The organism is Burkholderia sp. Bp9012 (genome assembly GCF_003853825.1).
In the GTDB taxonomy this organism is placed as follows: domain Bacteria; phylum Pseudomonadota; class Gammaproteobacteria; order Burkholderiales; family Burkholderiaceae; genus Burkholderia; species Burkholderia diffusa.
Map to the genome: position 1 here is coordinate 111,739 of NZ_QTQA01000016.1, position 24,982 is coordinate 136,720.

Consider the following 24,982-nt stretch of genomic DNA (forward strand, 5'->3'; position numbering starts at 1 on the left):
CGCGCACACGATAACGCATGCACCAAAACGACGGGCCGCCCCGAACAGGTTCGGCGGCGGCCCGTCGTCAGGCGCGGTTCAGGCGCGCGGCCATGCTCAGCCGAGCTTCTTCTTCAGCAACTCGTTGACCTGCTGCGGATTGGCCTTGCCCTTGGTCGCCTTCATCGCCTGGCCGATCAGCGCGTTGAACGCCTTTTCCTTGCCCGCGCGGAATTCCTCGACCGACTTCGCGTTCGCCGCGAGCACCTCGTCGATGATCGCCTCCAGCGCGCCGGTGTCGGAGATCTGCTTCAGCCCCTTCGCATCGATGATGCGGTCGGCCGCGCCGTCGTCGGTCGCCTTCTCGTCCCAGATCGTCGAGAAGATTTCCTTCGCGATCTTGTTCGAGATCGTGCCGTCGGCGATGCGCTGCAGCACGAGCGCGAGCTGGGCCGCCGATACCGGAATCGCGTCGATCTCGATGCCGTCGCGGTTCAGCTGCGACGATACGTCGCCCATCAGCCAGTTCGCGGCGATCTTCGCGTTCGCCGCGCCGGCCTTTGCGACCACGGCCTCGAAATACGCGGCCATCGCCTTGCTCGACGTCAGCACGCCCGCGTCGTACGCCGACACGCCGTACTGCTCGACGAAGCGCTGCTGCATCGCGGCCGGCAGCTCGGGCATCCCGGACTGCACGCGTTCGATCCAGTCCTGGCCGATCACGAGCGGCATCAGGTCGGGATCGGGGAAGTAGCGGTAGTCGTGCGCGTCTTCCTTGCTGCGCATCGAACGCGTCTCGCGCTTGTCCGGATCGTAGAGGCGCGTTTCCTGCACGACTTCGCCGCCGTCCTCGATCAGCTCGATCTGGCGGCGCACTTCGTAGTTGATCGCTTCCTCGAGGAACCGGAACGAGTTCAGGTTCTTGATCTCGGCGCGCGTGCCGAACTTCTCCTGGCCGACCGGCCGCACCGACACGTTCGCGTCGCAGCGGAACGAGCCTTCCTGCATGTTGCCGTCGCAGATGCCAAGCCACACGACGAGCGCGTGCAGCGCCTTCGCATAGGCCACGGCCTCGGCCGCGCTACGCATTTCCGGCTCGGTGACGATCTCGAGCAGCGGCGTGCCCGCGCGGTTCAGGTCGATCCCCGTCATACCGGCGAAGTCTTCGTGCAGCGACTTGCCCGCGTCTTCCTCGAGGTGCGCGCGGGTCAGGTTGACCGTCTTCTCGTACGCTTCCTTGCCGGCCTTTTCGTTGGCGGGCACCTGGATCGTGATCGAGCCGCCCTGCACGACCGGAATCTCGTACTGGCTGATCTGATAGCCCTTCGGCAGATCGGGGTAGAAATAATTCTTGCGCGCGAAGATGCTGCGCGGCGCGATGGTCGAGCCGATCGCGAGGCCGAAGCGGATCGCGCGTTCGACCGCGCCGCGGTTCAGCACCGGCAGCACGCCCGGCAGCGCCAGGTCGACCGGGCAGGCCTGCGTGTTCGGCTCGGCGCCGAACTGCGTCGACGCGCCGGAGAAAATCTTCGAGACGGTCGACAGTTGCGCGTGCGTCTCGAGACCGATGACGACTTCCCATTGAGTCATATGCTTACACCCCCGCCGGAACTTGCTTGTGCCAGTCGGTCGCGCGCTGGAACGCGTCGGCGACCTGCAGCATCCGGGCTTCGTTGAAATAGTTGCCGATGATCTGCAGACCGACCGGGCGCTTCTCGTTCGCGCCGGCGCCGAAGCCGCACGGCACGCTCATGCCGGGCAGGCCTGCGAGGCTCACCGACAGCGTGTAGATATCCGCGAGATACATCTGCACCGGATCGTCGCCCTTCGCACCGAGATCCCATGCGACCGTCGGCGACGCCGGGCCCATGATCACGTCGCAGGACTTGAACGCTTCCTGGAAATCGTTCGCGATGATGCGGCGGATCTTCTGCGCCTGCAGGTAGTACGCGTCGTAGTAGCCGTGCGACAGCACGTAGGTGCCGACCAGGATCCGGCGCTTCACCTCGGGGCCGAAGCCTTCGGCGCGCGACTTCTTGTACATGTCGAGCAGGTCGCCGTACTGCGCGGCGCGGTGGCCGAAGCGCACGCCGTCGAAACGCGACAGGTTCGACGACGCCTCGGCCGGCGCGATCACGTAATACACGGGGATCGACAGTTCCGTCTTCGGCAGCGACACCGGCACGAGCGTTGCGCCGAGCGCCTCGTATTGCTTGAGCGCCGCGTCGATCGACGCGCGCACGTCGTCGGCGAGGCCGTCGCCGAAGTATTCCTTCGGCAGGCCGATGCGCAGGCCCGCGAGCGGCTTGACCGCATCGTTGCCCGGCGCCCACGGCTGGCCGAGGTGGCGCGTGAAGTCTTCATCGTCGCGCTCGAGGCTCGTCGAGTCGCGCTCGTCGAAGCCGGCCATCGCGTTCAGCAGCAGCGCGCAGTCGGACGCGCTCTGCGCCATCGGGCCGCCCTGGTCGAGCGACGACGCGAACGCGATCATCCCGTAGCGCGACACGCGGCCGTAGGTCGGCTTGATGCCCGTCACGCCCGCGAACGACGCGGGCTGGCGGATCGAGCCGCCGGTGTCGGTGCCGGTCGCGGCCGGCGCGAGGCGCGCGGCGACGGCGGCCGAGCTGCCGCCCGAGCTGCCGCCCGGCACGGCGTTCGTGTCCCACGGGTTCTTCACCGCGCCGAACGCCGAATTCTCGTTGGACGAGCCCATCGCGAACTCGTCCATGTTGGTCTTGCCGAGCGTGACCATGCCGGCCGCCTGCAGGCGGGCGACGACGGTCGCGTCGAACGGGCTTTCGTAGTTCGCGAGCATCTTCGAGCCCGCGGTCGAGCGCCAGCCACGCGTGACGAACACGTCCTTGTGCGCGATCGGCAGGCCGGTCAGCGCGCCGCCCGCGCCGCGCGCGAGTTCGGCGTCGGCGGCCTTCGCCTGCGCGAGGGTGAGGTCGGCGTCGACATGGACGAACGCGTTCAGGTCGCGTGCCGCGTCGATCCGTTTCAGGTAGAGCTGCGCGAGCTCGACGGCCGAGCATTCCTTGGCGGCGAGCGCGGCGCGCAGTTCGGTCAGGCTTTTTGCGTGCATTGAGTGGTTTTCCTGGGAATTCTGGGTGGCGCGCGGCGCGAAGGCGGCGCGCTTGTCATCGAATGCTTACTCGATCACCTTCGGCACGAGATAGAGGCCGTCCTGGACGGCCGGCGCCGGACGCTGGTTGTCGTCGCGATTGACGACTTCCGTCACGGCGTCGTCGCGCAGGCGCTGCGCGACTTCCTGGATCTGTTCGATCGGGTGGGCGAGCGGCGCGATGCCGGCGGTGTCGACCGCCTGCATCTGCTCGACGAGGCCGAAGAATTCATTGAGCTGGCCGAGCGTATGCTCGGCGTCGGCGTCGGCCATTTCGAGTCGCGCCAGGTGCGCGATGCGTTTCACATCGGTCAGGGTCAGGGCCATGCGATCACCGGAAAAACAAGGCTGCGCAGCGCATGAAAACTGCGCTGCGGCGGGGGGTTGGAGGGTGCGATCCCACCCTCAAAAATCAGGGCCGAAGCGGCAAAAATACCGTCCGTTTCGATTCAAATACCGAGAAATTATAAGGTATCATTACGCGTTCGACCCAAACCCGGCAGCCTTTTCCCGCACCGTTTCGCCCCGCTTCGGCAAGCCGTGCGTGCTTCGTGCGATCCCCGGTAGCCATCACTCGCAGCTTCGTGCGCCGCGGCGGCCGCTTCCGCCACGCTTCCCGAGGCTGTTATTTTTTCCGCTGCCGCCCTCAGCGTTCGCTATGCAGGGCCGGCCCAGAGCGAAACAGGATTCTGAATGTTCGGTTTTTTGCGCAGCTACTTCTCCAACGATCTGGCGATCGACCTCGGCACCGCAAACACCCTGATCTACATGCGCGGCAAGGGCATCGTGCTCGATGAGCCGTCCGTCGTGTCGATTCGCCAGGAAGGCGGCCCCAACGGCAAGAAGACGATCCAGGCGGTCGGCAAGGAAGCCAAGCAGATGCTCGGCAAGGTGCCGGGCAACATCGAGGCGATCCGCCCGATGAAGGACGGCGTGATCGCCGACTTCACCGTCACCGAGCAGATGATCAAGCAGTTCATCAAGACGGCGCACGAGTCGCGCATGTTCTCGCCGTCGCCGCGCATCATCATCTGCGTGCCGTGCGGCTCGACCCAGGTCGAGCGTCGCGCGATCAAGGAAGCCGCGCATGGCGCCGGCGCGTCGCAGGTCTACCTGATCGAGGAGCCGATGGCGGCTGCGATCGGCGCGGGCCTGCCGGTGTCGGAAGCCACCGGCTCGATGGTCGTCGACATCGGCGGCGGCACGACGGAAGTCGGCGTGATCTCGCTTGGCGGCATCGTGTACAAGGGCTCGGTGCGCGTCGGTGGTGACAAGTTCGACGAGGCGATCGTCAACTACATCCGCCGCAACTACGGGATGCTGATCGGCGAGCAGACTGCCGAGGCGATCAAGAAGGAAATCGGCTCCGCGTTCCCGGGCTCCGAAGTCAAGGAAATGGAAGTGAAGGGCCGCAACCTGTCGGAAGGCATTCCGCGCAGCTTCACGATCTCCAGCAACGAAATCCTCGAAGCACTGACCGATCCGCTGAACCAGATCGTGTCGTCGGTGAAGATCGCGCTCGAGCAGACGCCGCCGGAACTCGGCGCCGACATCGCCGAGCGCGGGATGATGCTCACGGGCGGCGGTGCGCTGCTGCGCGACCTCGATCGCCTGCTCGCGGAAGAAACCGGCCTGCCGGTGCTCGTCGCCGAAGATCCGCTCACCTGCGTCGTACGCGGTTCGGGCATGGCGCTCGAGCGCATGGACAAGCTGGGCAGCATCTTCTCGTACGAGTGATCGCCTAAGCAGTCCCGTTTGATATGACGCACCCGCGGCGTGGCCGGATCGCTCGTTCAGAACGAACCGCCACGCCGTTTGCGCGTCTGAGCATTATTTAACCGATCCCACGCGCCCGGCGCCGACCATGGAATACAGTCCGCCGCCCCTCTTCAAGCAAGGTCCGCCCGCGCTCGCGCGGCTCATCTTCTTCGTCGCCCTCGCCATCGCGCTCCTCGTGTCGGACGCGCGCTTCAGCACGCTCGAAATCGTCCGCGGCGTGCTGGGCACCGTGCTGTACCCGCTGCAGCGCGCGGCGCTCGTGCCGCGTGACTTGTTCATGGGCGCGGCCGACATCGCCGTCACGGGTGCATCGCTGCGCCACGAGAACGACGCGCTGCGCAAGCGCAACCTGCAGCTGTCCACGCAGGCCAACCAAGCTGCGGTGCTCACGCAGGAAAACATGCACCTGCGCGCGGTGCTCGAGCTGCGCCAGCACATAGCGACGCAATCGACGCCCGTCGAAATCCAGTACGACACCAGCGACCCGTTCACGCAGAAGATCGTGATCGGGCAAGGTTCGCAGCAAGGCATCCAGAACGGCGCACCGGTCGTCAGCGAGGACGGCGTGATCGGCCAGATCACGCGCGTGTTCCCGCTGCAGGCCGAAGTCACGCTGATCACCGACCGCGATCTCGCGATCCCCGTGCAGGTGCTGCGCACCGGCCTGCGCAGCGTGATCTACGGGACGCCGAAGGGCGATTCGCTCGACCTGCGCTTCGTGCCGACGAGCTCGGACCTCGTCGCCGGCGACGAACTCGTCACGAGCGGCCTCGACGGCGTGTACCCGCCGGGCCTGCCGGTCGCGAAGGTCGTGCGCGTCGACAAGCTCGCCGATACCGCATTCGCGCGCGTGACCTGCGCGCCGGTCGCCGCCGTGCGCGGCGCGCGCCAGATGCTCGTGCTGCACTACCAGAACGACGTCCCGCCGCGCCCGGTCGAGCCCGACCCGGCCGCCGAGAAGAACGCGAAGGGCAAGAAGGGCGCCAAGGCCGCCGCGAAGGGCGAGAAGGCAGAAAAGGCCGACGCGAACGCGAAGGCGGCCGCCGCGGCCGCGCCCGGCGCGAAACCCGCGCCGTCGGCACCCGTCGCTCCGGCCAAGCCCGCCGTCGCGCCCGCGAAGCCCGCGGCCGGGCAACCAGGAGCCCAGCGATGAACCGCCCGCAATACATCCTGCAGCCGGTCAACCCGTATTTCATCGTCTTCAGCCTCGCCGCCGCGTTCCTGCTGAACCTGATGCCGTGGGGCCGCCTGCCGGGCGTGCCCGACTTCGTCGCGCTCGTGCTGCTGTTCTGGAACATCCACCAGCCGCGCAAGGTCGGGATGGGTGTCGCGTTCGCGCTCGGCATCCTGATGGACGTGCATGACGCGGGGCTGCTCGGCGAGCACGCGCTTGCCTATACGCTGCTGTCGTACGGCGCGATCACGATCCACCGCCGCGTGCTGTGGATGCCGATCGGAGTACAGGTGCTGTACGTCACGCCGCTGCTCGTCGTCGCGCAGCTGGTGCCGTTCGTGATCCGCCTCGTGATGGGCGCCGCGTTTCCCGGCTGGCGCTATCTGGTGGACGGCTTCGTCGAGGCCGCGCTGTGGCCGATCGCGAGCCACCTGCTGCTGATGCCGCAACGCCGCCCGGTCGACCCGGACGATACGCGCCCCATCTGAGCCGGACCGACCTTGAATACCTGCCGCCCCCACGCCCGCGCGCCGCGCTCCGGGGCAGCTCCTCGCCCGCGCGTGGTCGCCGCGCACGGGCCAGATCGATCGTAACCGCATGACCGAATTCAACGACACCCAACAGCAGCTCTCGAAGTTCCGCCTGCGCGTCGCGGCGGCGGGCGTGTTCGTGTTCGTCTGCTTCGGGCTGCTCGCGAGCCGCTTCTTCTACCTGCAGTTGATGCAGCACGGCAAATACGCGCTGCAGGCCGAGGAAAACCGCATCTCGGTCGCGCCGATCGTGCCGAACCGCGGGATCATCACCGATCGCAACGGCGTGGTCCTCGCGAAAAACTATTCGGCGTACACGCTCGAGATCACGCCATCGAAGCTCGACGACACGCTCGACAACACGATCGACAAGCTGTCCGCGATCATCCCGATCGACGCGCGCGACCGCCGCCGCTTCAAGAAGCTGCAGGAAGACTCGAAGAACTTCGAGAGCCTGCCGATCCGCACGCGCCTCACGGACGCCGAAGTCGCGCGCTTCACCGCGCAGCGCTTCCGCTTCCCCGGCGTCGACGTGCGCGCGCGCCTGTTCCGCCAATATCCGCTCGGCACGACCGCCGCGCACGTGATCGGCTACATCGGCCGGATCTCGAAGCGCGACCAGGATCGCATCGACGCGATCAGCGACGACAACGACAGCGACCAGGAACACTACGATCCGCGTCGCGACGCGAACAACTACAAGGGCACCGACTACATCGGCAAGATCGGCGTCGAGCAGAGCTACGAAACCGAGCTGCACGGCCTCACGGGCTTCGAGGAAGTCGAGGTGACGGCCGGCGGCCGGCCCGTGCGCACGCTGTCGCGCACGCAGGCGACGCCCGGCAACAACCTCGTGCTGTCGCTCGACATCGGGCTGCAGCAGGTCGCCGAGCAGGCGTTTGCCGGCAAGCGCGGCGCGCTCGTCGCGATCGAGCCGAAGTCGGGCGACGTGCTCGCGTTCGTGTCGTCGCCGAGCTTCGACCCGAATTCGTTCGTCGACGGCATCGACCAGCAGACCTGGGACGAGCTGAACAACTCCACCGACAAGCCGCTCCTGAACCGCCCGCTGCACGGCACCTACCCGCCCGGCTCGACGTACAAGCCGTTCATGGCGCTGGCCGGCCTGACGCTCGGCAAGCGCTCGCCGGGCTGGGGCTTCCAGGATCCCGGCTACTTCACGTTCGGTGGTCACACGTTCCGCAACGACGTGCGCTCGGGCCAGGGCTGGGTCGACATGAACAAGGCGATCATGGTGTCGAACGACACCTACTTCTACATGCTCGCGCGCGACCTCGGCGTGAACGCGATCGCGAACTTCATGAAGCCGTTCGGTTTCGGCCAGATCACCGGCATCGACATCCAGGGCGAGGCGCGCGGGATCCTGCCGTCGACCGACTGGAAGAAGAAGGCGTTCAAGAAGGCCGCGCAGCAGAAGTGGTTCGACGGCGAGACGATCAGCCTCGGGATCGGCCAGGGTTACAACTCGTTCACGATCCTGCAGCTCGCGCACGCCACCGCGACGCTCGCGAACAACGGCGTCGTGATGAAGCCCCACCTCGTGAAGGAGGTCGAGGATCCGATCACGCGCGGGCGCCATCTGACCGTGCCGAAGGAAAGCGAAACCATTCCGCTCAAGCAGGCCGACATCGACGTGGTGAAGCGCGGGATGGAGAACGTGATCGAGAACCCGTCCGGCACCGCGTACAAGGTGTTCCGCGGCGCGCCGTACCTCGCGGCCGGCAAGACCGGCACCGCGCAGGTGTTCTCGCTGCAGGGCTCGAACTATAAGGGCCACCTGCTCGCCGAGCACTTGCGCGACCATGCGCTGTTCATCGCGTACGCGCCGGTCGACCATCCGCAGATCGCCATCGCGCTGATCGTCGAGAACGGCGGTTGGGGCGCGCAGGCCGCGGGCCCGATCGCGCGCCGCGTGCTCGATTTCTACCTCGTCGATCGCCAGAAACCGGAGAACGAGGCGGCCGCCGTCGCCGCCGCTGCGTCTGCGACCGAGCCGATCAACGCGCCGGTGATCGGCGATGCCTCGAAGACCGTGTCCGTCGCGGCCGGCTTCAAGGCGCTTCCCCAGCCCGTCGTGCCGGCCGCGGCCAGCGCGGCGGATGCGGCATCGGCCGCGTCGGCGCCCGATGCATCGGGTGCGGCCGGGGCAAGCGCGGCGCAGCCCGCCGTCGCGAGCGCAGCAGCGCCGATGGCCGCGAGCCTGCCGCCGATCCGGCGCCCGCACCGGCCTCGCCGGCCCGCCAGCGACGCGCAGCCGCTCGCCACCGCGCCGCGCGACGACAACTCCCGTGCCCCGGCCGCCGCGAAAGCGGCGAACGCCGGCACCGCTCATTAACGGAGAAAGGCATGCAATTCGACAAGCGCGCCTGGCTCGACAAGATCAAGCAGATGTTCGCGGGCTTCGACCGCCCGCTCGCCCTCATCGTGTTCCTGCTGCTGTGCGTCGGCATCGTCACGCTGTACAGCGCGTCGATCGACATGCCGGGCCGCGTCGAGGACCAATTGCGCAACATCCTGCTGACGTTCGTGCTGATGTGGGTGATCGCCAACATTCCGCCGACGACGCTGATGCGCTTCGCGGTCCCGCTGTATTCGTTCGGGGTCGCGCTGCTGGTCGCGGTCGCGCTGTTCGGGATGACCAAGAAGGGCGCGAAGCGCTGGCTGAACGTCGGCGTCGTGATCCAGCCGTCGGAAATCCTCAAGATCGCGACACCGCTGATGCTCGCGTGGTATTACCAGCGCCGCGAAGGCGGGCTGCGCTGGTACGACTTCGTCGCCGCGTTCGGGATCCTGATGGTGCCGGTCGGGTTGATCGCCAAGCAGCCCGATCTCGGCACGGGCCTGCTCGTGTTCGCGGCCGGCTTCTTCGTGATCTACCTCGCCGGCCTGTCGTTCAAGCTGATCGTGCCGGTGCTCGTCGCGGGCGTGATCGCGGTCGGCTCGATCGCCGTGTTCGAAGAGCGCATCTGCCAGCCCGAAGTGCAGTGGCCGCTGATGCACGACTACCAGAAGCACCGTGTGTGCACGTTGCTCGACCCGACCTCCGACCCGCTCGGCAAGGGCTTCCATACGATCCAGGCCGTGATCGCGATCGGCTCGGGCGGCGTGCTCGGCAAGGGCTACCTGAAGGGCACGCAGGCCCACCTCGAGTTCATTCCGGAGAAACATACCGACTTCATCTTCGCGGTGTTCTCGGAGGAATGGGGGCTCGTCGGCGGCCTCGTGCTGCTGACGCTCTACATGGCGCTGATCGCGCGCGGGCTCTACATCGCCGCGCAGGGCGCGACGCTGTTCGGCCGTCTGCTCGCGGGCTCGCTCACGCTCGCGTTCTTCGTCTATGCGTTCGTCAACATCGGGATGGTGAGTGGCGTGCTGCCCGTCGTCGGCGTGCCGTTGCCGTTCATGAGCTACGGCGGCACCGCGCTCACGACGCTCGGCATCGCGATCGGGATGATCATGAGCGTCGGGCGACAGCGGCGGCTGATGAAGAGCTGACGCCGCGCACGGCACGCAGTCGCCAGCGGAGCAGTCGCGGCAATGAAAAACGGCGCCTCGTGCGCCGTTTTTCATTGGGCAGGTCGAATGCAGTGCGTGCCGCCCGCTCACTACGGCGTCGCGCGCGGGTTCCCGTGGTCCGCGCCGGCGCCCGATGCCGGCTCCTGCGTCTTCAGGCGCGCGCTCAGCTCCTTGAATTTCAGCCCGGCCGTCTCGTCGCCCTGCGCGGCCGCGGCCGCGTAATACGCGCGCGCGATGTTCAGGTTTTGCGTGACGCCGTCGCCGCCGCGCTCGTAGAACGACGCGGTCACGTACTGTGCGGTCGGCTCGCCCGCGTCGGCTGCCTGCTTGTACCACGCGAACGCCTGCCGGTTGTCGCGCTGCGTGCCGCGCCCGTCGAGGAACTGGTTCGCGAGCGACAGCTCGGCCTGCACGTGCCCCTGCTTCGCCGCACGCAGGAACCAGCGGTGCGCTTCGGCCGGATTGCGCGCGACAAACTCACCGTCGTCGAACATCCGCCCGTACACGTACTGCGCATGCGACATATTCGCGTCGGCCGCCCGCTTCAGCCAGCGCAGCCCTTCGTCGACGTTCGCGGTCACGCCGACGCCGGTGAGCAGCATCATCGCGTAGTTGAACTGCGCGAGCCGGTCGCCGCGTTCGGCCGCATCGTGGAACTGCACCAGCGCCGCGCGATAGTCGCCGGCGTTGTAGTCGGCCACCGCCGATTGCGTCTCGCGCGCCGGGTCCGGCTTCGCATGCGGCGCATTCTGCGCGACCGCCGCGACGCACACGGCCCACAGCCCGATCATCGCGCCGATGCGCCCGCGTACGCCGGCCGTACGCCGCGCGCGTCCGGACGCCGCGCCGTCGCTGCCGTTCATGACCGCACCTCCTGCAGCGCCTGGCGCGTCGCACGCAGCAGCCAGCTCACGTCGGCCGACAGCGTGATCATCCGGTAGCCGGCCTCGCGATACTGGCGCGCGGTTGCCGTATCGTTCGCGAAGATGCCGACCGCGACGCCGGCCTGCTTGCCGGCCGCGAGCACGCGCGCCATCGCGGTTTCGACGTCCGGGTGGCGGCTGTCGCCGAGATGCCCGAGGCTCGCCGCCAGATCGGCCGGGCCGACGAACAGGCAGTCGACGCCCGGCGTCGCGGCGATCCGCTCGACTTCATCGATGCCCCGCGCCGATTCGATCTGCACGATCACCGCGACCTGCGCATTCGCCGTCTGCAGGTAATCGCGGCGCATGCCGAACGCCGCCGCACGCACCATGCCGGCCACGCCGCGCAGCCCGTCGGGGGAATCCGGCGACGGGAAGCGCGTGAGGCGCACGGCGTGCGCGGCCTCGTCGGGCGTCTCGATGCACGGGAACATCAGCGTGCGCGCGCCGGCGTCGAGCGCGCGCTTCACGAGCCACGGCTCGCGCCCCGGCACGCGCACCACGGGCTCGCTCGGCAGGTGCGCCGCCGCCAGCGCGCGCAGTTGCGACGCGACGTCGCGGCTGTCGTTCGGCGCGTGCTCCATGTCGATGCAGAGCCAGTCGTAGCCGGCGTGCGCGAGCGCTTCCGCGGCCGAATCGCTGCCGAGCGACAGCCACAGGCCGTACAGCGGCTCGTCGCCGTCGTGCAGACGTTGTTTGAGGGAATTGGTGAGCGTGCTCATCGATACGGCCTCCTGGACGGAACGGCAATCGAACGGGACAAGCAACAAGCAAAGCGGGCGTAACACGCCGGGCCGCCATGCACGGCGGCGCCGGACCGGGGCCCTGAACGTTGGTCGGACGTAGGCGGCCGATCTGACAGCGCGGGTCGCGCGGATGCGTTTTCCGGTGCCACGCAACGATCATAGCGCGGCGTTACGTGGAATGTGGGAACAAGTGGAGCGGCGCCGGACGAGGCCGCACGGCGCGGTGGCAGGCAGCCCGCACCGGTTGGCGAGGCTGCCGAAAGGGCAATATCAGCGGCCGGGCTGGCGCTCGACGTCGGCCCAGCAGTTCGGCGTTTCGTACAGACGCACACGTTCCAGGCGCAGGTTCACGCCGTAGTGCGCGTCGTACACGTTCGCGAGGATGTCGAATGCGATCGCCGCAAGGTTTTCGACGGTCGGGATCCGGTCGAGCACGACGGTCTTGTGGTCGGCCATCTGCTCGAGGAACGAGCGCACGACTTCGTCGCGCGCGTAGACCAGGAACGCGTGATCCCACTTGTTGACGAGGTGCTCGACCGCGAGCGCCTTCACGTCGGCGAAATCCATCACCATGCCGCGGTCGGGCGCCCCCTCGGTATCGACGAGATCGCCGCGCAGCGTGACTTCGAGCACATAGCGATGGCCGTGCAGGTTCCGGCACTGGCTGCGGTGATCGGGAATGCGGTGGCCCGCGTCGAATTCGAGTTTTCGGGTAATCAGCACGATGTCAAAAGCCGTGGCTCAGGGAATGTTCAGATATTTGTGGGTCTGCATCGACAGCCGCCACTGCGGATGCCGCTTGCACCAGTCGATCGCGAGCTTCGTATTGAGATCGCGCGACGGGCCGTCCATCGGCTGCACGAGAAAATACTCGAAATCGAGCTTCGCGTAGTCGGCCAGCCGCTGGTTGTCCTGCGGGATCACGACCTTCAGTTCGTTGCCCTTCGTGACGACGAGCGGCGCGTCGGCCTTCGGGCTCACGCAGATCCAGTCGATCGTCTCGAGCACCGGCAGCGAGCCATTGGTCTCGATCGCGATCTCGAAGCCTGCTGCATGCAGCGCGTCGACGAGCGGCTGGTCGAGCTGCAGCATCGGCTCGCCGCCCGTGCAGACGACGAAGCGATGCGCTTCGCCGTCCGGCCACAGGCCGGCGATCGTCGCGACGAGCGCTTCGGCGTCCTTGAACTTGCCGCCGTTCTCGCCGTCGGTGCCGACGAAGTCCGTATCGCAGAAACGGCACACGGCGTCCGCACGATCCTCTTCGCGGCCCGACCACAGATTGCAGCCGGCGAACCGGCAGAACACGGCCGGACGGCCCGCGTTCGCGCCCTCGCCCTGCAACGTGTAGAAAATTTCCTTGACCGCGTAAGTCATCGTGCTTCGTCCGGCTTGCGCCGCTCGTTGTCGATCAGAATCCGTTATTCATCCAGCGCCGCCGACGCACCCGCGTCACAGCGGCGCTTCGGTCACCCGCTCGCCCTTCAGGTAGGCCTCGTAGCCACGCTTGCGCAGCTTGCAGGCCGGGCATTCGCCGCAGCCGAAGCCCCAGTCGTGCAGTTCCGCGCGCTCGCCCACGTAGCACGTGTGCGTCTCGACGCGGATCAGTTCGACCAGTGCCTCCCCGCCGAGTTGCTCGGCGAGTTGCCAGGTCTGCGCCTTGTCCAGCCACATCAGCGGGGTCTCGAGCACGACGCGCGTGTCCATGCCGAGGTTCAGTGCGACCTGCAGCGCCTTCATCGTGTCGTCGCGGCAGTCCGGGTAGCCCGAGAAATCGGTCTCGCACATCCCGCCGACCAGCACGCGCAGACCGCGGCGATAGGCGATCGCGGCCGCGATCGTCATGAACAGCAGGTTGCGGCCCGGCACGAACGTGTTCGGCAAGCCGTTCGCCGAGGTCTCGATCTCGATCGTGCGCGTCATCGCGGTATCGCTGATCGCGCCAAGCACCGACAGATCGATCATGTGATCGTCGCCGAGGCGGTCCGACCACGCCGGAAACTTGCGCTTCAGCGCTTCGCGCACGCCTTCGCGACACTCGAGTTCGACGCGATGACGCTGGCCGTAATCGAAGCCGAGCGTCTCGACCGTCTGGTAGCGTTCCAGGGCCCAGGCCACGCACGTGGCGGAATCCTGCCCGCCGGAAAACAACACGAGCGCGCCGTCTTTAGCGTCTGTCCGAATCACCGTGATACTCCGTGAATGTGTAGGCTCGCGTCGCACTGCGCCCCGAGGCCGGCTGCCGCCGGGCGGCCCGACGCGGCCGGCCTGCGCCGGCCCGACCAGTATAGGCAGCGCGGTCAGCCGCGAATGCGGCGGCGCGCTTATACCGCTCATCGCGCGGCATCGTTGCCGCGCACCACGGCAGGCGCGCCACGGGCGACCGGCCATGCGCATGAAGCGATGCGCTAAGTCATTGAGCGGGCACGGATTTTATCATGCCCCGGCAAATGCTGCCGGGCACGCCGCCCACGACACGCAATACCCACCACAAACGAAAAACCCCAAGAACCTTCCGATTCTTGGGGTTTTAAATGCTGGTGGCCTGGGACGGAATCGAACCATCGACACGCGGATTTTCAATCCGCTGCTCTACCAACTGAGCTACCGGGCCAACGAAGAATGAAAGTATATCGAGCTATTCGTTCCTGAGCAAGTGTTTTCGCGAAATATTTTATGCGGCGCCTTCGGACGGTTTCTTGCCGAGCTCGACGCCGAGCTGCTTGAGCTTGCGATAGAGGTGCGTGCGCTCGAGGCCCGTCTTTTCCGCGACGCGCGTCATGCTGCCGTTCTCGCGTGCGAGGTGATATTCGAAGTACGCGCGCTCGAATGCGTCGCGCGCTTCGCGCAACGGGATGTCGAACGGAATCGCGGCCGTCTGGCCCGCGAGGCCGAGCGCCGTGGCCATGTCGTCGCCGAGCGTCGGCAGCGCGGCCGCGGATGCGACTGCCGCCTGCCCCGATGCTTGCCCGACACCGGCTTTCGCGGCCGCGTTGACGGACACCGGCGCCGCGCCGCGCGCGAGACCGTGCTCGACGGACTTCAGCAGCTTCTGCAGCGCGATCGGCTTCTCGAGGAAATCGAGTGCGCCGATCTTCGTCGCCTCGACGGCCGTGTCGATCGTGGCGTGCCCGGACATCATGATCACGGGCATCGTCAACAGGCCCTGCGCCGCCCATTCCTTGAGCAGCGTGACGCCGTCGGTATCGGGCATCCAGATATCGAGCAGCACGAGATCGGGCGCCTGATTCAGGCGGTATTCCCGCGCGGCCTGCGCGTTCTCCGCCGCCTCGACGACATGTCCTTCATCGCTGAGGATCTCCGAGAGCAATTCCCGGATGCCCATTTCATCATCTACCACCAGGATGGTTGCCATTTACGCTGCCTTTGTCTGCATACTTGCTTTTGTCTTGGCGGGAGCCGTCCCGCCCTGCGCGCCGGATTCGGCGCCTGGCGTATCGCTCGCCATCTGCAGGAACAGGATCGACACCTGCGCACCCTCGACGGTCTCGCCGTGCATGCGATTGCGCAGATCGATCCGCGCGCCGTGCTCGTCGACGATTTTCTTGACCGTGGCCAGCCCGAGCCCCGTGCCCTTCGCCTTCGTCGTCACGTAAGGCTCGAACGCACGGGTCAGGATGCGTGCCGGAAAACCGGGCCCGTTGTCGGACACGGTAAGACGGACCGCGACGCGCGTTTTGCCCTCGGCGTCGGGGTCGCCATATTCTACTGTCTTGGTTTCGATCAACACACGCGGATGCGCGACTTCCGCGACCGAGTCCTGCGCGTTCTGCAGCAGGTTGTGAATCACCTGGCGCAGTTGCGTCGCGTCGCCGCGAATCACCGGCAGCGACGGCGCGAGTTCGGCGACGATTGCGCTCTTGCCTTCGCCGACACCATACAACCCGAGCACCTCGCTTGCCAGTTCGTTCAGCTGCAGGTTCGCGAGCACCGCCGGCGGCGTGCGCGCATATTCGCGGAAATCGTCGACCATCCGCTTCATCGCGGCCACCTGGTTGACGATCATCGTCGCGCCGCGCTTGAGCACGTCCGCATCGGGCGGCGCGAGCTTGTCGGACAGCTTCATCTGCAACCGCTCGGCCGACAGCTGGATCGGCGTCAGCGGGTTCTTGATCTCGTGCGCGAGCCGCCGCGCGACCTCGCCCCATGCGACCGAACGCTGCGCGGAAATCACGTCGGAGATGTCGTCGAAGACGACGACGTAGCCGGACGTCTGTGGATCGTCGGCCTCGCCCTCGACCGTCGACACGAGGCGTGTGCCGCGCACGAGCAGGGTCAGTGGATCGGCTTCGCCCGGCACCTCGATCGCGAACTGCTGCTGCCAGTGACCGCGATCGCCGCTGCCGCCGTCCGAAGCCGCTTCGCGATCGGCGAATGCCTTGCGCACCATCGCGCCGAATTCCGCGACGACGCCGATCCGGTCGAGCGCCGTGCCGATCATCGCGCCGAACGGCTGCCGGAAGATCCGCTCGGCGCCGCGGTTGGCCGTCGTCAGCCGGAACTGGCGATCGAGCACGAACACGCCGGCCGTCAGGTTCGCGAGGATGCTCTCGAGATACGTCTTCGAATGCTCGAGCGCGATCCGGTTCTTCTCGACCGCCTGCCGCGCCTCGGACAACTGGCGCGTCATCGCGTTGAACGACTGCGTGAGGAAGCCGAGCTCGTCGCGCGACTTGATCTCGCGCTTCGGCGTGTAGTCGCCTTCGGTGATCTCCTTCGTGCCCTGCGCGAGCAGGAACAGCGGCCGCGCGAGCTGCTGGCCGAGCGCGAGCGCGAGCATCATCGCAATGAAGGTCGCGAGGAACAGCGCGAGCGTCAGCGTGCCGATGTACATCTTGCGCAGCCCGGTGCGGCCGAGCGCTTTTTCCTGATATTCGCGATACGCGCGCTGCACCGCGTCGGCGTTGTGCGCGAGCGTGGGCGGCACCGGCTGGGTGAGCTGCAGGAATCGCTCCGCCGGTTGCAGCAGCGACGTCGTCGCATCGGGTATCGGCCGCACGACGCGCAGCCGCAGCGCGCCCTTCGCGCCGTGCGTGCGCGGGTCGCCGTCGACCTCGCCCTCGATCGCCGCGTACGCGCCGTGTTCGCGCGCCTGGCTCAGCATCAGCGGAGTCGGCAGGTCGTCCGGAATCAGCGCGGCGAAATTGCCCGATGCCTGCGCGACGATGTGCAGGTCGGGCGCCGCGCCGGAGCCGCCGCGGCTCGGCTCGACGATCGTCGCATCCTGCACGCCGAACTGGTCGCGCAGGCGCAAGAGCGTGAGTGTCGTGCCGTTCGTGTTCGCATCGACGCTCGCGAGCTGGTCCGACATCAGCCGCGCCTTCGTCTGCAGGTCGGACAGCGACGCGTCGAGCATCCCGCGGCCGAGGTTCAGGCCGGCGGTCAGCGCGGTCTCGACGTTCACGTCAAACCACGACTCGATACTGCGCGACACGAACTGGTACGACACGATATAAATGATCCCGCCCGGCACCACGCCAACGAGCGCGAAGAACACCGCGAGCTTCGCGAGCAGCCGCGTGCCGAACTTGCCCTTCCTCAGGCGCACGACGATCATCCCGATCAGCCCGAGCACCACCAGCAGGAACACGAGCGCGACGATGATGTTCATCGCGTACAGCCACGAGTAGTAGCGGTCGAAGAATTCGGTGTTCGCGCTCGCGGCCGCGAGCAGCACGAGCAGCAGCAGCGCCGTGAGCGCGACGGTCGAGACGATCACACGAACGAGGAGGCTCTTCCCGCTGGCCGCGCGGCGCACTTTATTTAGCACGTTCGGTCACCGTGAAAGTGAAGCGCTTCCAGTCCGACCCGAGCGTCCAGTCGCGGTTGTTCACCGCGTCGACCTGGAACGGCTTCGGCATCAGCGCCGTATCGAGTTGCATCCGCACCGAGGCGGTGTAGGTTTCGCCGGCACGCACCTGGTTGCGGTCGATCACGTGCCACGACGTGATGTGCCGGACGACCGCGAGCGCGTCCTTCAGCGACGGGAAGCCGAGTTGCAGCCCGCCCGTCGACACGCGGTATTCGCGCGTGAGCGGCTGGAACGACAGGCGGATCGTCTGCGACACCGACACCGGCTGCTCGTCGAACCAGTACCAGCGCGCGCGGCCCAGTTCGAAATCGGTCGTGAAGTAAAGCGGGATGCCCTTGTTGACGGCATCCTCGAGGTTCGGATTCAGCTCGAAATCGAAGCGGGCATCGAGGCTCCAGCCGCTTCCGTCAGCCTGCAGCGATGCGCGCTGCACGGCGATCGACTCGGCACGCGCCGGCCGAACGACAGTCAGGCACAGCGCCAACGCGACCAGCAGGACGGCCGCGAGCCGAAGTGGAAAAAGGTGTTTGATCGTCACCGTTTCTGAAACCGCGCGTAGAAGAATCCGTCGTGATCGGTGTTCTGGTCGAGTGCGCCGGCCGCCCCGCCGTGCACGCCGCCCGGCAGCAGTTGGCCGGGCGCGTCCAATCGTACCGCATCTTCACAGGCCGCTTCAAACCAGCGAGCCTGCAACTCACCCTCCTCGGGGAAGATCGAACAGGTCACGTAGAGCAGTTCGCCGCCCGGCTTCACGAGCGGCCACAACGCTGTCAGGATGCGGCGCTGCTCCGCGACGAGCGCGGCAATATCGGCTTCGCGGCGCAGCCAGCGAATGTCGGGATGACGACGCACGATGCCGGACGCCGAGCACGGCACGTCGGCCAGGATGCGGTCGAACGGACGGCCGTCGTACCACGCGTCCGGCGCGCCCGCGTCGCCCACGCGCACGTCCGCCGCGAGAGACAGGCGCGCGAGGTTCTCGCCGATGCGCGCCGCGCGGGTCGCGTCGCTTTCGAGTGCGACGACTTCGGCGTCGGCCAGCTCGAGGATATGCCCGGTCTTGCCGCCCGGTGCCGCGCACGCGTCGAGCACGCGCATGCCGTCGCGCGCACCGAGCCATTCGGCCGCAAGCTGCGCACCAGCGTCCTGCACCGACACGACGCCGTCGGCAAAGCCCGGAATGCGGTCAACCGGCAGCGCCGACGCGAGCCGCACCGCATGGCGGCCGATCCCGGTCGCTTCGATTCCGCTCGCGCGCAGCGTATCGAGATACGCATCGACGGTTGCGCGGCGCGCGTTCACGCGCAGCGTCAGCGGACCCTGGCGCTCGCCGGCCGCAAGAATCGTCTGCCAGGCTTCCGGCCACGCATGCTTCACCGCATCGACCCACCAAGTGCGGTAATTCCAGCGTGCGACGGGATCGTTCTGCATCGCCGCGACGAGCGCGTCGCGCTCACGCTGGAAACGCCGCAGCACGGCGTTGACCAGCCCCTTCGCGAACGCAAATTCGCGCCGTGCGCCGATCACGGTGACGGCCTGGTCGACGATGGTGAATGCCGGATACGCGGCCGCGTCCTCCGGATCGAGCAGCAGCGCAAGCGCACCGGCGAGCACCGCATGCACATGCGCGGGCGGCGCCTTGCTGACCAGCCGGCCGATCAGCCAATCCGCACCGCCGAGACGACGCATCGTCCGGTACGCGACGTCCTGCGTCGCGCCGCGCGCCAGCGCCTGCGCGCCGGCCGGCATCTGCGCGAACACCGTGGCCAGTGCCGCCGGCAGCGCGGTGCCGCGCCGCACCGCATCGACGGCCTGCGCGGCCGCGTCGAGCGCGAAGCCCAGCGAATCGGGCGCGAGATGCAGCGCGGGCAGGCGCGCGGCGCGGCCGGAGGAAGACTGAGCGGAGGAGCGGGTTCGTGTCATCGGAGCAAAATCGGCAAACGGGTGCCGCGAGCGGCGGGAACCCAGCGGCCGCGTGGCCGCCGCGATTCCAAACCGCGCATTGTAGCGTGCGATCATGCGGCCCCTTTACGGGGCGCACAAATGAAACACCCCGCAGCGCGGGGCATGCGGGGTGATGTGTCGAGCGCGACGCGACTTAGTCGAAGCGGCCGGTGCGCGCCATCTCCATCAGGCGCGCGATGCGCTCCTCGGTCGCCGGGTGCGTGGAGAACAGATTCTGCAGACCGCCGCCGTGAAGCGGGTTCATGATCATCATCTGCGCGGTGGCCGGATGCGCTTCGGCCGCCTGGAACGGGATGCCGGCCGCATAGCGATGGATCTTGTCGAGCGCGGTGGCGAGCGACTGCGGATCTCCCGAGATCTGCGCGCCGCCGCGGTCGGCCTCGAACTCGCGCGCTCGCGAGATCGCCATCTGGATCAGCGCACCGGCGATCGGTGCGAGCAACGCGACTGCGATCCCCGCGATCGGGTTGGCCGGACGGCCGTTTTCGTCGCGACCGCCGAAGAACATCGCGAAGTTGGCCAGCGCCGAAATCGCGCCTGCCATCGTCGCGGTGATCGTCGAAATCAGGATGTCGCGATGCTTCACGTGCGCGAGCTCATGCGCCATCACGCCGCGCATCTCGCGCTCGGACAGCACACGCAGGATGCCCGTCGTCGCGGCGACCGCCGCGTGCTCGGGGTTGCGGCCCGTGGCGAACGCGTTCGGCGCGTCCTCATTGATCAGGTAGACGCGCGGCATCGGCAGGTTCGCACGCGTGGCGAGCTCGCGCACCATCCGGTAGAACTGCGGCGCCGTGTTCTCGTCGACCTCCTGCGCGTTGTACATGCGCAGCACCATCTTGTCGGAGAACCAGTACGAGAAGAAATTCATGCCGAGCGCGAACAGCAGCGCGATCGTCATGCCGCGCGAGCCGCCGATCATGCCGCCGATCACGATGAACAGGGCCGTGATCGCGGCCATCAGCATCGCCGTTTTGACCCAATTGAACATACCCACTCCTTATCCGTCAGGGGACCCGCCGCACATTACGATGCACGGCGGAAAATTGTAAGCGATTTGTTAGATAAGGTCTTGCCGGAAAAATTCAATCTCAGCGTTGCGTCGCCGCGAGCCGCAGCCCGAGGCCGACGAAGGCGCTGCCCACCGTGCGGTCAAGCCACTTCCTGACGCCCGGCTTGCCGGAAAAGCGCTGCGTGACGCTGCCCGCGACCCACGCGACGATGCAGCTCCAGATCGTGCTCATCACGAGGAACACCGAACCGAGAGCCAGGAACGCCAGCGCCTTGTGCGGGCTGTCGGCCGACACGAACTGCGGGAAGAACGACACGAAGAACAGCACGACCTTCGGGTTCAGCACGTTGGTCCAGAAACCCTGCATGAACAGCTGGCGCAGCGGCTTCGCGGCCGTGGCCCGCGCCGCCTCGGCGCCTGCCGGCGCGGCGGCCTGCTTCGCGAGGATCATGCGCGCGCCGAGGTAGATCAGGTAAGCGGCACCGACCAGCTTGATCACCATGAACGCGGCGGCCGACGCCGCGAGCAGCGCGGTCAGGCCGAACGCGCACGCAAGCGCGTGCACGCAGCAGCCGGCGGAGATGCCGAGCGCGGACATCAGCCCCGCGCCACGGCCCTGCGCGACGCTGCGGCCGACGATGTACGCCGTATCGGGGCCAGGCGTGACGTTCAGCAGGAAAACCGCGAGCACGAAGAAGCCGAAATGGGTGATGCCAAGCATGAAAACCTCGAAATCGGAAAGCGCAGGGAAATTCTACGCGCGCCTGCTGCGCCGTGCGACTCGGCCATCCGGCCAATTGCGCACGACCGGCATGTCGGGTCGAATGACGCTCACAGCCCGTCGGGCAACGCGAAGCGCTGGCCCGCGGCGAGCGGCGAGCCGGCCAGGAATTCGCGCGCGGGCAGCCGCTTGCCGCCCGGCTTCTGCAGTTGCGTGACGCGCAGCGCGCCGCCGCCGCATGCGACGACCACGCCTTCCGGCGAAGCCTCGACGATCGTGCCGGGCGCCGCGTCGACAATCGCGCCGCGCGCCGCCACGGGCTCGGCCGCCCATAGCTTGATTGCCGCGCCGTCGAGCATCGCGACGCCGCCCGGGAACGGGTCGAACGCGCGCACCTGGCGCGCGAGCACGTCGGCCGGCTTGCGCCAGTCGAGCGCCGCTTCGTGCTTGCCGATCTTCTCCGCGTAAGTCACACCGTCGGCCGGTTGCGGGGTGGCGGGCAGCGCGCCGTCGCGCTCGAGCCGCACCAGGGCGTCGACGATCAGGCGCGCGCCGTCGGCGGCCAGCCGGTCGTGAAGCGTCGCGGTCGTATCGTCGGCCGCGATCGCGACGCGCGCTTCGTCGATCATCGCGCCGGTGTCGAGGCCGGCGTCCATCTGCATCAGCGTGACGCCCGTCTCGGCGTCACCGGCCTCGATCGCGCGATGGATCGGCGCGGCGCCGCGCCAGCGCGGCAGCAGTGACGCGTGGATGTTGATGCAGCCGGCGCGCGGAATGTCGAGCACTTCCTGCGGCAGCAGCAGGCCGTATGCGGCGACCACCATCACGTCGTGCGGTGTCGTGCGCAGCAGCTCGATCGCGTCGGCCGCCTCCGTCGGGTACTTGCCCGCGCGGCGCAGCGACGTCGGCTGCGCGACGGACATTCCGTGCTCGACGGCATAGCGCTTCACGGCGCTCGCCTGCAGTTTCATCCCGCGCCCGGCGGGACGGTCGGGCTGGGTGAGCACGAGCGGCACCGGAAAACCGGCCTCGTGGATCGCGGCGAGTGCGGCCGCGGCGAATTCCGGCGTGCCGGCAAAAATCACGCGCAACGTATGGGTCATGAAAGCGTTCGGGATCGGTCTGGGCAAACGCGCGTCACATCGCGCGTTCGAGTTTCTTCATCTTCGTCTTGATACGGGTCTGCTTCAGCGGCGACAGGTATTCGACGAACACGCGACCCATCAGGTGATCCATCTCGTGCTGCACGCACACGGCGAGAAGGCCCTCGCAGTCGAGCTCGAAGGTCTCGCCCTGCTCGTTGAGCGCACGCACACGCACGTGGTCGGGACGCTCGACTTCGTCGTAGATCCCGGGTACCGACAGGCAGCCCTCCTCGTAGATCTGTTTCACGTCGCTCGACCAGATGATCTCGGGATTGATGAACGCGCGCAGCTCGTTCTTCTCCTCGGAGACGTCGATCACGATCACGCGCTCGTGCACGTCGACCTGCGTCGCCGCCAGGCCGATGCCCGGCGCGGCGTACATGGTTTCGGCCATGTCGGCGACGAGCTTGCGGATCCGGTCGTCGACCTTGTCGACGGGCTTGGCGACCTTGTGCAGCCGCTTGTCGGGGTAATGAAGAATGTTCAGCAAAGCCATGGTGTTCGGTATTCGGTGGAGCGGCGCGCCGCATCGGCCATCCGGCCGGCTGGCGCCGCCGCCGGGATGCAATGAAGATGAGGCGGACGCGCGGCATGTCAACGCCGCGGGTCTGCCTCCTGCAATTGGCCGGACGCTCGCGCGCGCGGCCCTGTCGAGTATTTCGGATGATGAAAATTTTATCATGGCGCCACGCGGTTCGCTGGCCGCCGCATTCGAGGGGAACCTCATGTCGCCGCAAGCGCTGACGACCTCCGCGTTGCGTGCGTGGCTGCAGCTCTCACATGCGCCGGGACTCTCGCCCGCCGTGCTGCGCGCGCTGCTCGATGCATTCGGCTCGCCGACGGCGCTGCTGCGCGCGTCCGACCAGGCCATCGGTGCGGCGAGCAGCGCTGCCACCGCGCGGGCAGTGCGCACCAGCGAGCGGAACGACCTCGATGCGCGCACCGACGCCACACTGGCATGGCTCGATACACCGGGCAACGCGATCGTCACGCTCAACGATCCCGTCTATCCGCCGCGGCTGCGCGACCTGCATGATCCGCCACCGCTGCTATATGTAAAGGGCAGGCTCGACTTGCTGCACGGACGCGGGCTCGCCGTGGTCGGCAGCCGCCATGCAACGCCGCAGGGGCTCGCAGACGCCACGCGCTTCTCGCATGCGCTGTCCGATGCGGGCCTCGTGATCGTCTCCGGTCTCGCGCTCGGCATCGACGGCGCCGCACATCGCGGCGGGCTCGACGGCCGCGCCGGCACGGTCGCGGTGATCGCGACGGGTGCCGATCTCGTCTATCCGGCTCGGCACCGCACCCTGGCGCACGAGATTGCCGCACGTGGCGCGATCGTTTCCGAATGGCCGCTCGGCACCCCCGCGCGGGCGTCACATTTCCCGCAGCGCAACCGGCTGATCGCTGCGCTCGCGCTCGGCGCGCTCGTCGTCGAAGCCGCGCCGCGCTCCGGCTCGCTGATCACCGCGCGGCTCGCGAACGAGCTGGGCCGCGACGTGTTCGCGATGCCGGGCTCGATCCACGCACCGCTCGCGCAGGGCTGCCACGCGCTGATCCGCGACGGCGCGAAGCTCACCGCGACGCCGCTCGACGTGCTTGAGGAATACGGGTTGGGCGAACCGGCTGCTCACGCCGGCCGCGCGGCGAATTCGCGTTCGCGCCCCGATAACGGAGGAACGACCGACACCGCCGGGCAGTGCGCGGGCGAGCACATCGGGAAAGCGGGTTCCGCCATTCCGGCCGCTGCGCCCGCCGAGATCGACGGCACGCCAACCGACAACCCGGCCGAACGATCCGTGCTCGCCGCACTGGGATACGGCCCCGTTACTTACGAGTGGCTCGCCGAGCACACCGGCTTGCCCGACGACGCGCTGCACCGCTCGCTACTCGGGCTCGAACTGGCCGGCCGCGTTGCGAGCATGCCCGGCGGACGCTTCGCGCGGCTTGACGCAACGCCCACCCCGCCCGCGTCCGGCGTGCTACAGTCCCCCGCATAGAGGCGGCCGTGCCGCCGACGCTACTCAAGGAATTCCATGCCCGCGCTGAATCTCGACACCGATGCCGATCGGATCGCCGAGCGCCTCGCCGATCCCGACACGCTGCTGGTCGCCTGCCTGTGCGCCGAATGGTGCGGCACCTGCCGCGAGTACCGAACCGCCTTCGACCAGCTCGCCGACGCCCATCCCGAGGCCTGCTTCGCGTGGATCGACGTCGAAACCCATGCCGACCGGCTCGACGATCTCGACGTCGAGAATTTCCCGACGATCCTGATCGAGGACGCGAACACCGCGCGCTTCTTCGGCACGGTGCTGCCGCACGCGGCGATCGTCGAACGGATGCTGTCCGACCTGAGCGCCGTGCCCGGCGCGCCGCACGCACCGAAATTGCGCAATATCCTGAATGTCGAGGCGTAAGCCGCACGCCAGCCCGGCAGCTTTTCGCGCCGTCGCGCGTGCCGCCACGCCGGGCGCTTGCCGCCATTGCGGCCCCCCACTATGATGAGCCGCTTTTTGCACG

At 67.6% G+C, this 24,982-nt stretch carries 23 protein-coding genes and 1 tRNA gene; 7 read left to right on the forward strand and 17 right to left on the reverse strand.

Features of this window, described 5'->3' with window-relative positions:
- Positions 1-96: 96 nt before the first annotated feature.
- The 3 genes from gatB to gatC form a co-directional block, all read right to left on the reverse strand.
- Complete coding sequence (gene gatB, locus DIE11_RS22140; RefSeq protein WP_059678975.1) at positions 97-1,569, reverse strand: Asp-tRNA(Asn)/Glu-tRNA(Gln) amidotransferase subunit GatB; 1,473 nt, start codon at positions 1,567-1,569, stop codon at positions 97-99.
- 4 nt (positions 1,570-1,573) lie between these two features.
- A complete protein-coding gene (gatA, locus tag DIE11_RS22145; protein WP_124627037.1) occupies positions 1,574-3,064 on the reverse strand; it encodes an Asp-tRNA(Asn)/Glu-tRNA(Gln) amidotransferase subunit GatA in 1,491 nt (496 codons plus the stop codon).
- A 66-nt stretch (positions 3,065-3,130) separates the two neighbouring features.
- Positions 3,131-3,430, reverse strand: coding sequence for an Asp-tRNA(Asn)/Glu-tRNA(Gln) amidotransferase subunit GatC (gatC, locus tag DIE11_RS22150; protein ID WP_006407213.1), 300 nt, complete (start codon positions 3,428-3,430; stop codon positions 3,131-3,133).
- A 366-nt stretch (positions 3,431-3,796) separates the two neighbouring features.
- On the opposite strand from gatC, the gene DIE11_RS22155 reads away from it, so the two are divergent.
- From DIE11_RS22155 to rodA, 5 genes are all read left to right on the forward strand, one after another.
- Positions 3,797-4,840: a rod shape-determining protein gene (locus DIE11_RS22155; RefSeq protein WP_004189550.1), complete on the forward strand. Its 1,044-nt coding sequence runs from the start codon at positions 3,797-3,799 to the stop codon at positions 4,838-4,840.
- 127 nt (positions 4,841-4,967) lie between these two features.
- A complete protein-coding gene (gene mreC, locus DIE11_RS22160) occupies positions 4,968-6,035 on the forward strand; it encodes a rod shape-determining protein MreC (RefSeq protein WP_124627039.1) in 1,068 nt (355 codons plus the stop codon).
- Positions 6,032-6,544: a rod shape-determining protein MreD gene (mreD, locus tag DIE11_RS22165; RefSeq protein WP_009687274.1), complete on the forward strand. Its 513-nt coding sequence runs from the start codon at positions 6,032-6,034 to the stop codon at positions 6,542-6,544. Before mreC ends, mreD begins: the two co-directional genes overlap by 4 nt.
- A 109-nt stretch (positions 6,545-6,653) precedes the next feature.
- Positions 6,654-8,939 (forward strand): penicillin-binding protein 2, encoded by a 2,286-nt coding sequence (gene mrdA / locus DIE11_RS22170; protein WP_124627041.1) that lies wholly within the window; start codon positions 6,654-6,656, stop codon positions 8,937-8,939.
- An 11-nt stretch (positions 8,940-8,950) separates the two neighbouring features.
- Positions 8,951-10,099 (forward strand): rod shape-determining protein RodA, encoded by a 1,149-nt coding sequence (gene rodA, locus DIE11_RS22175; RefSeq protein WP_059448422.1) that lies wholly within the window; start codon positions 8,951-8,953, stop codon positions 10,097-10,099.
- A 110-nt stretch (positions 10,100-10,209) separates the two neighbouring features.
- Here the strand turns inward: rodA and DIE11_RS22180 are convergent, their stop codons facing one another.
- From DIE11_RS22180 to def, 14 genes are all read right to left on the reverse strand, one after another.
- The gene (locus DIE11_RS22180; RefSeq protein WP_124627043.1) at positions 10,210-10,983 is read right to left on the reverse strand and encodes a tetratricopeptide repeat protein; all 774 of its coding nucleotides are present in this window, start codon (positions 10,981-10,983) and stop codon (positions 10,210-10,212) included.
- Positions 10,980-11,765 carry an HpcH/HpaI aldolase/citrate lyase family protein gene (locus DIE11_RS22185; protein WP_124627046.1) on the reverse strand — a complete coding sequence of 262 codons (786 nt, stop codon included), beginning with the start codon at positions 11,763-11,765 and terminating at the stop codon, positions 10,980-10,982. Before DIE11_RS22185 ends, DIE11_RS22180 begins: the two co-directional genes overlap by 4 nt.
- Before the next feature lie 294 nt (positions 11,766-12,059).
- On the reverse strand, positions 12,060-12,512 hold the full coding sequence (gene queD / locus DIE11_RS22190) for a 6-carboxytetrahydropterin synthase QueD (protein WP_044847357.1): 453 nt from the start codon (positions 12,510-12,512) through the stop codon (positions 12,060-12,062).
- Between the two features lie 18 nt (positions 12,513-12,530).
- Complete coding sequence (gene queE, locus DIE11_RS22195; protein WP_059468636.1) at positions 12,531-13,163, reverse strand: 7-carboxy-7-deazaguanine synthase; 633 nt, start codon at positions 13,161-13,163, stop codon at positions 12,531-12,533.
- Positions 13,164-13,238: 75 nt separating this feature from the next.
- Positions 13,239-13,973: a 7-cyano-7-deazaguanine synthase QueC gene (queC, locus tag DIE11_RS22200; protein WP_059607503.1), complete on the reverse strand. Its 735-nt coding sequence runs from the start codon at positions 13,971-13,973 to the stop codon at positions 13,239-13,241.
- A 351-nt stretch (positions 13,974-14,324) separates the two neighbouring features.
- Positions 14,325-14,400: transfer RNA gene (locus DIE11_RS22205), tRNA-Phe, on the reverse strand.
- A gap of 60 nt (positions 14,401-14,460) precedes the next feature.
- A complete protein-coding gene (gene esaR / locus DIE11_RS22210; protein ID WP_059607505.1) occupies positions 14,461-15,162 on the reverse strand; it encodes a response regulator transcription factor EsaR in 702 nt (233 codons plus the stop codon).
- Positions 15,163-17,577: a sensor histidine kinase EsaS gene (esaS, locus tag DIE11_RS22215; RefSeq protein ID WP_124627048.1), complete on the reverse strand. Its 2,415-nt coding sequence runs from the start codon at positions 17,575-17,577 to the stop codon at positions 15,163-15,165.
- Positions 17,567-18,157 (reverse strand): DUF4390 domain-containing protein, encoded by a 591-nt coding sequence (locus tag DIE11_RS22220; RefSeq protein WP_059607510.1) that lies wholly within the window; start codon positions 18,155-18,157, stop codon positions 17,567-17,569. Before DIE11_RS22220 ends, esaS begins: the two co-directional genes overlap by 11 nt.
- A complete protein-coding gene (gene rsmB, locus DIE11_RS22225; protein ID WP_124627050.1) occupies positions 18,154-19,542 on the reverse strand; it encodes a 16S rRNA (cytosine(967)-C(5))-methyltransferase RsmB in 1,389 nt (462 codons plus the stop codon). The genes DIE11_RS22220 and rsmB overlap by 4 nt, the downstream gene beginning before the upstream one ends.
- A 175-nt stretch (positions 19,543-19,717) precedes the next feature.
- Positions 19,718-20,575 carry a zinc metalloprotease HtpX gene (gene htpX, locus DIE11_RS22230; RefSeq protein ID WP_006485774.1) on the reverse strand — a complete coding sequence of 286 codons (858 nt, stop codon included), beginning with the start codon at positions 20,573-20,575 and terminating at the stop codon, positions 19,718-19,720.
- 100 nt (positions 20,576-20,675) lie between these two features.
- Positions 20,676-21,317: a LysE family translocator gene (locus DIE11_RS22235; RefSeq protein ID WP_124627052.1), complete on the reverse strand. Its 642-nt coding sequence runs from the start codon at positions 21,315-21,317 to the stop codon at positions 20,676-20,678.
- A 110-nt stretch (positions 21,318-21,427) separates the two neighbouring features.
- Complete coding sequence (gene fmt / locus DIE11_RS22240; RefSeq protein ID WP_124627054.1) at positions 21,428-22,420, reverse strand: methionyl-tRNA formyltransferase; 993 nt, start codon at positions 22,418-22,420, stop codon at positions 21,428-21,430.
- 34 nt (positions 22,421-22,454) lie between these two features.
- The gene (gene def / locus DIE11_RS22245) at positions 22,455-22,958 is read right to left on the reverse strand and encodes a peptide deformylase (protein ID WP_059607517.1); all 504 of its coding nucleotides are present in this window, start codon (positions 22,956-22,958) and stop codon (positions 22,455-22,457) included.
- Positions 22,959-23,142: 184 nt separating this feature from the next.
- On the opposite strand from def, the gene dprA reads away from it, so the two are divergent.
- Positions 23,143-24,462, forward strand: a complete 1,320-nt coding sequence (dprA, locus tag DIE11_RS22250) for a DNA-processing protein DprA (protein WP_185633801.1) — start codon at positions 23,143-23,145, stop codon at positions 24,460-24,462.
- A 36-nt stretch (positions 24,463-24,498) separates the two neighbouring features.
- Positions 24,499-24,879, forward strand: a complete 381-nt coding sequence (locus tag DIE11_RS22255) for a thioredoxin family protein (RefSeq protein WP_124627056.1) — start codon at positions 24,499-24,501, stop codon at positions 24,877-24,879.
- The last annotated feature ends 103 nt before the right edge of the window (positions 24,880-24,982 follow it).

Excerpts from the sequence above, each read along its gene's own strand:
- mrdA (WP_124627041.1), top strand. The coding sequence starts at position 6,654 with ATGACCGAATTCAACGACACCCAACAGCAGCTCTCGAAGTTCCGCCTG.
- gatB (WP_059678975.1), bottom strand. The coding sequence starts at position 1,569 with ATGACTCAATGGGAAGTCGTCATCGGTCTCGAGACGCACGCGCAACTG.
- DIE11_RS22235 (WP_124627052.1), bottom strand. The coding sequence starts at position 21,317 with ATGCTTGGCATCACCCATTTCGGCTTCTTCGTGCTCGCGGTTTTCCTG.
- DIE11_RS22185 (WP_124627046.1), bottom strand. The coding sequence starts at position 11,765 with ATGAGCACGCTCACCAATTCCCTCAAACAACGTCTGCACGACGGCGAC.
- queE (WP_059468636.1), bottom strand. The coding sequence starts at position 13,163 with ATGACTTACGCGGTCAAGGAAATTTTCTACACGTTGCAGGGCGAGGGC.
- gatC (WP_006407213.1), bottom strand. The coding sequence starts at position 3,430 with ATGGCCCTGACCCTGACCGATGTGAAACGCATCGCGCACCTGGCGCGA.
- htpX (WP_006485774.1), bottom strand. The coding sequence starts at position 20,575 with ATGTTCAATTGGGTCAAAACGGCGATGCTGATGGCCGCGATCACGGCC.
- def (WP_059607517.1), bottom strand. The coding sequence starts at position 22,958 with ATGGCTTTGCTGAACATTCTTCATTACCCCGACAAGCGGCTGCACAAG.
- gatA (WP_124627037.1), bottom strand. The coding sequence starts at position 3,064 with ATGCACGCAAAAAGCCTGACCGAACTGCGCGCCGCGCTCGCCGCCAAG.
- dprA (WP_185633801.1), top strand. The coding sequence starts at position 23,143 with ATGGCGCCACGCGGTTCGCTGGCCGCCGCATTCGAGGGGAACCTCATG.
- DIE11_RS22180 (WP_124627043.1), bottom strand. The coding sequence starts at position 10,983 with ATGAACGGCAGCGACGGCGCGGCGTCCGGACGCGCGCGGCGTACGGCC.
- mreC (WP_124627039.1), top strand. The coding sequence starts at position 4,968 with ATGGAATACAGTCCGCCGCCCCTCTTCAAGCAAGGTCCGCCCGCGCTC.
- DIE11_RS22155 (WP_004189550.1), top strand. The coding sequence starts at position 3,797 with ATGTTCGGTTTTTTGCGCAGCTACTTCTCCAACGATCTGGCGATCGAC.
- fmt (WP_124627054.1), bottom strand. The coding sequence starts at position 22,420 with ATGACCCATACGTTGCGCGTGATTTTTGCCGGCACGCCGGAATTCGCC.
- rodA (WP_059448422.1), top strand. The coding sequence starts at position 8,951 with ATGCAATTCGACAAGCGCGCCTGGCTCGACAAGATCAAGCAGATGTTC.
- mreD (WP_009687274.1), top strand. The coding sequence starts at position 6,032 with ATGAACCGCCCGCAATACATCCTGCAGCCGGTCAACCCGTATTTCATC.
- DIE11_RS22255 (WP_124627056.1), top strand. The coding sequence starts at position 24,499 with ATGCCCGCGCTGAATCTCGACACCGATGCCGATCGGATCGCCGAGCGC.
- esaR (WP_059607505.1), bottom strand. The coding sequence starts at position 15,162 with ATGGCAACCATCCTGGTGGTAGATGATGAAATGGGCATCCGGGAATTG.
- rsmB (WP_124627050.1), bottom strand. The coding sequence starts at position 19,542 with ATGACACGAACCCGCTCCTCCGCTCAGTCTTCCTCCGGCCGCGCCGCG.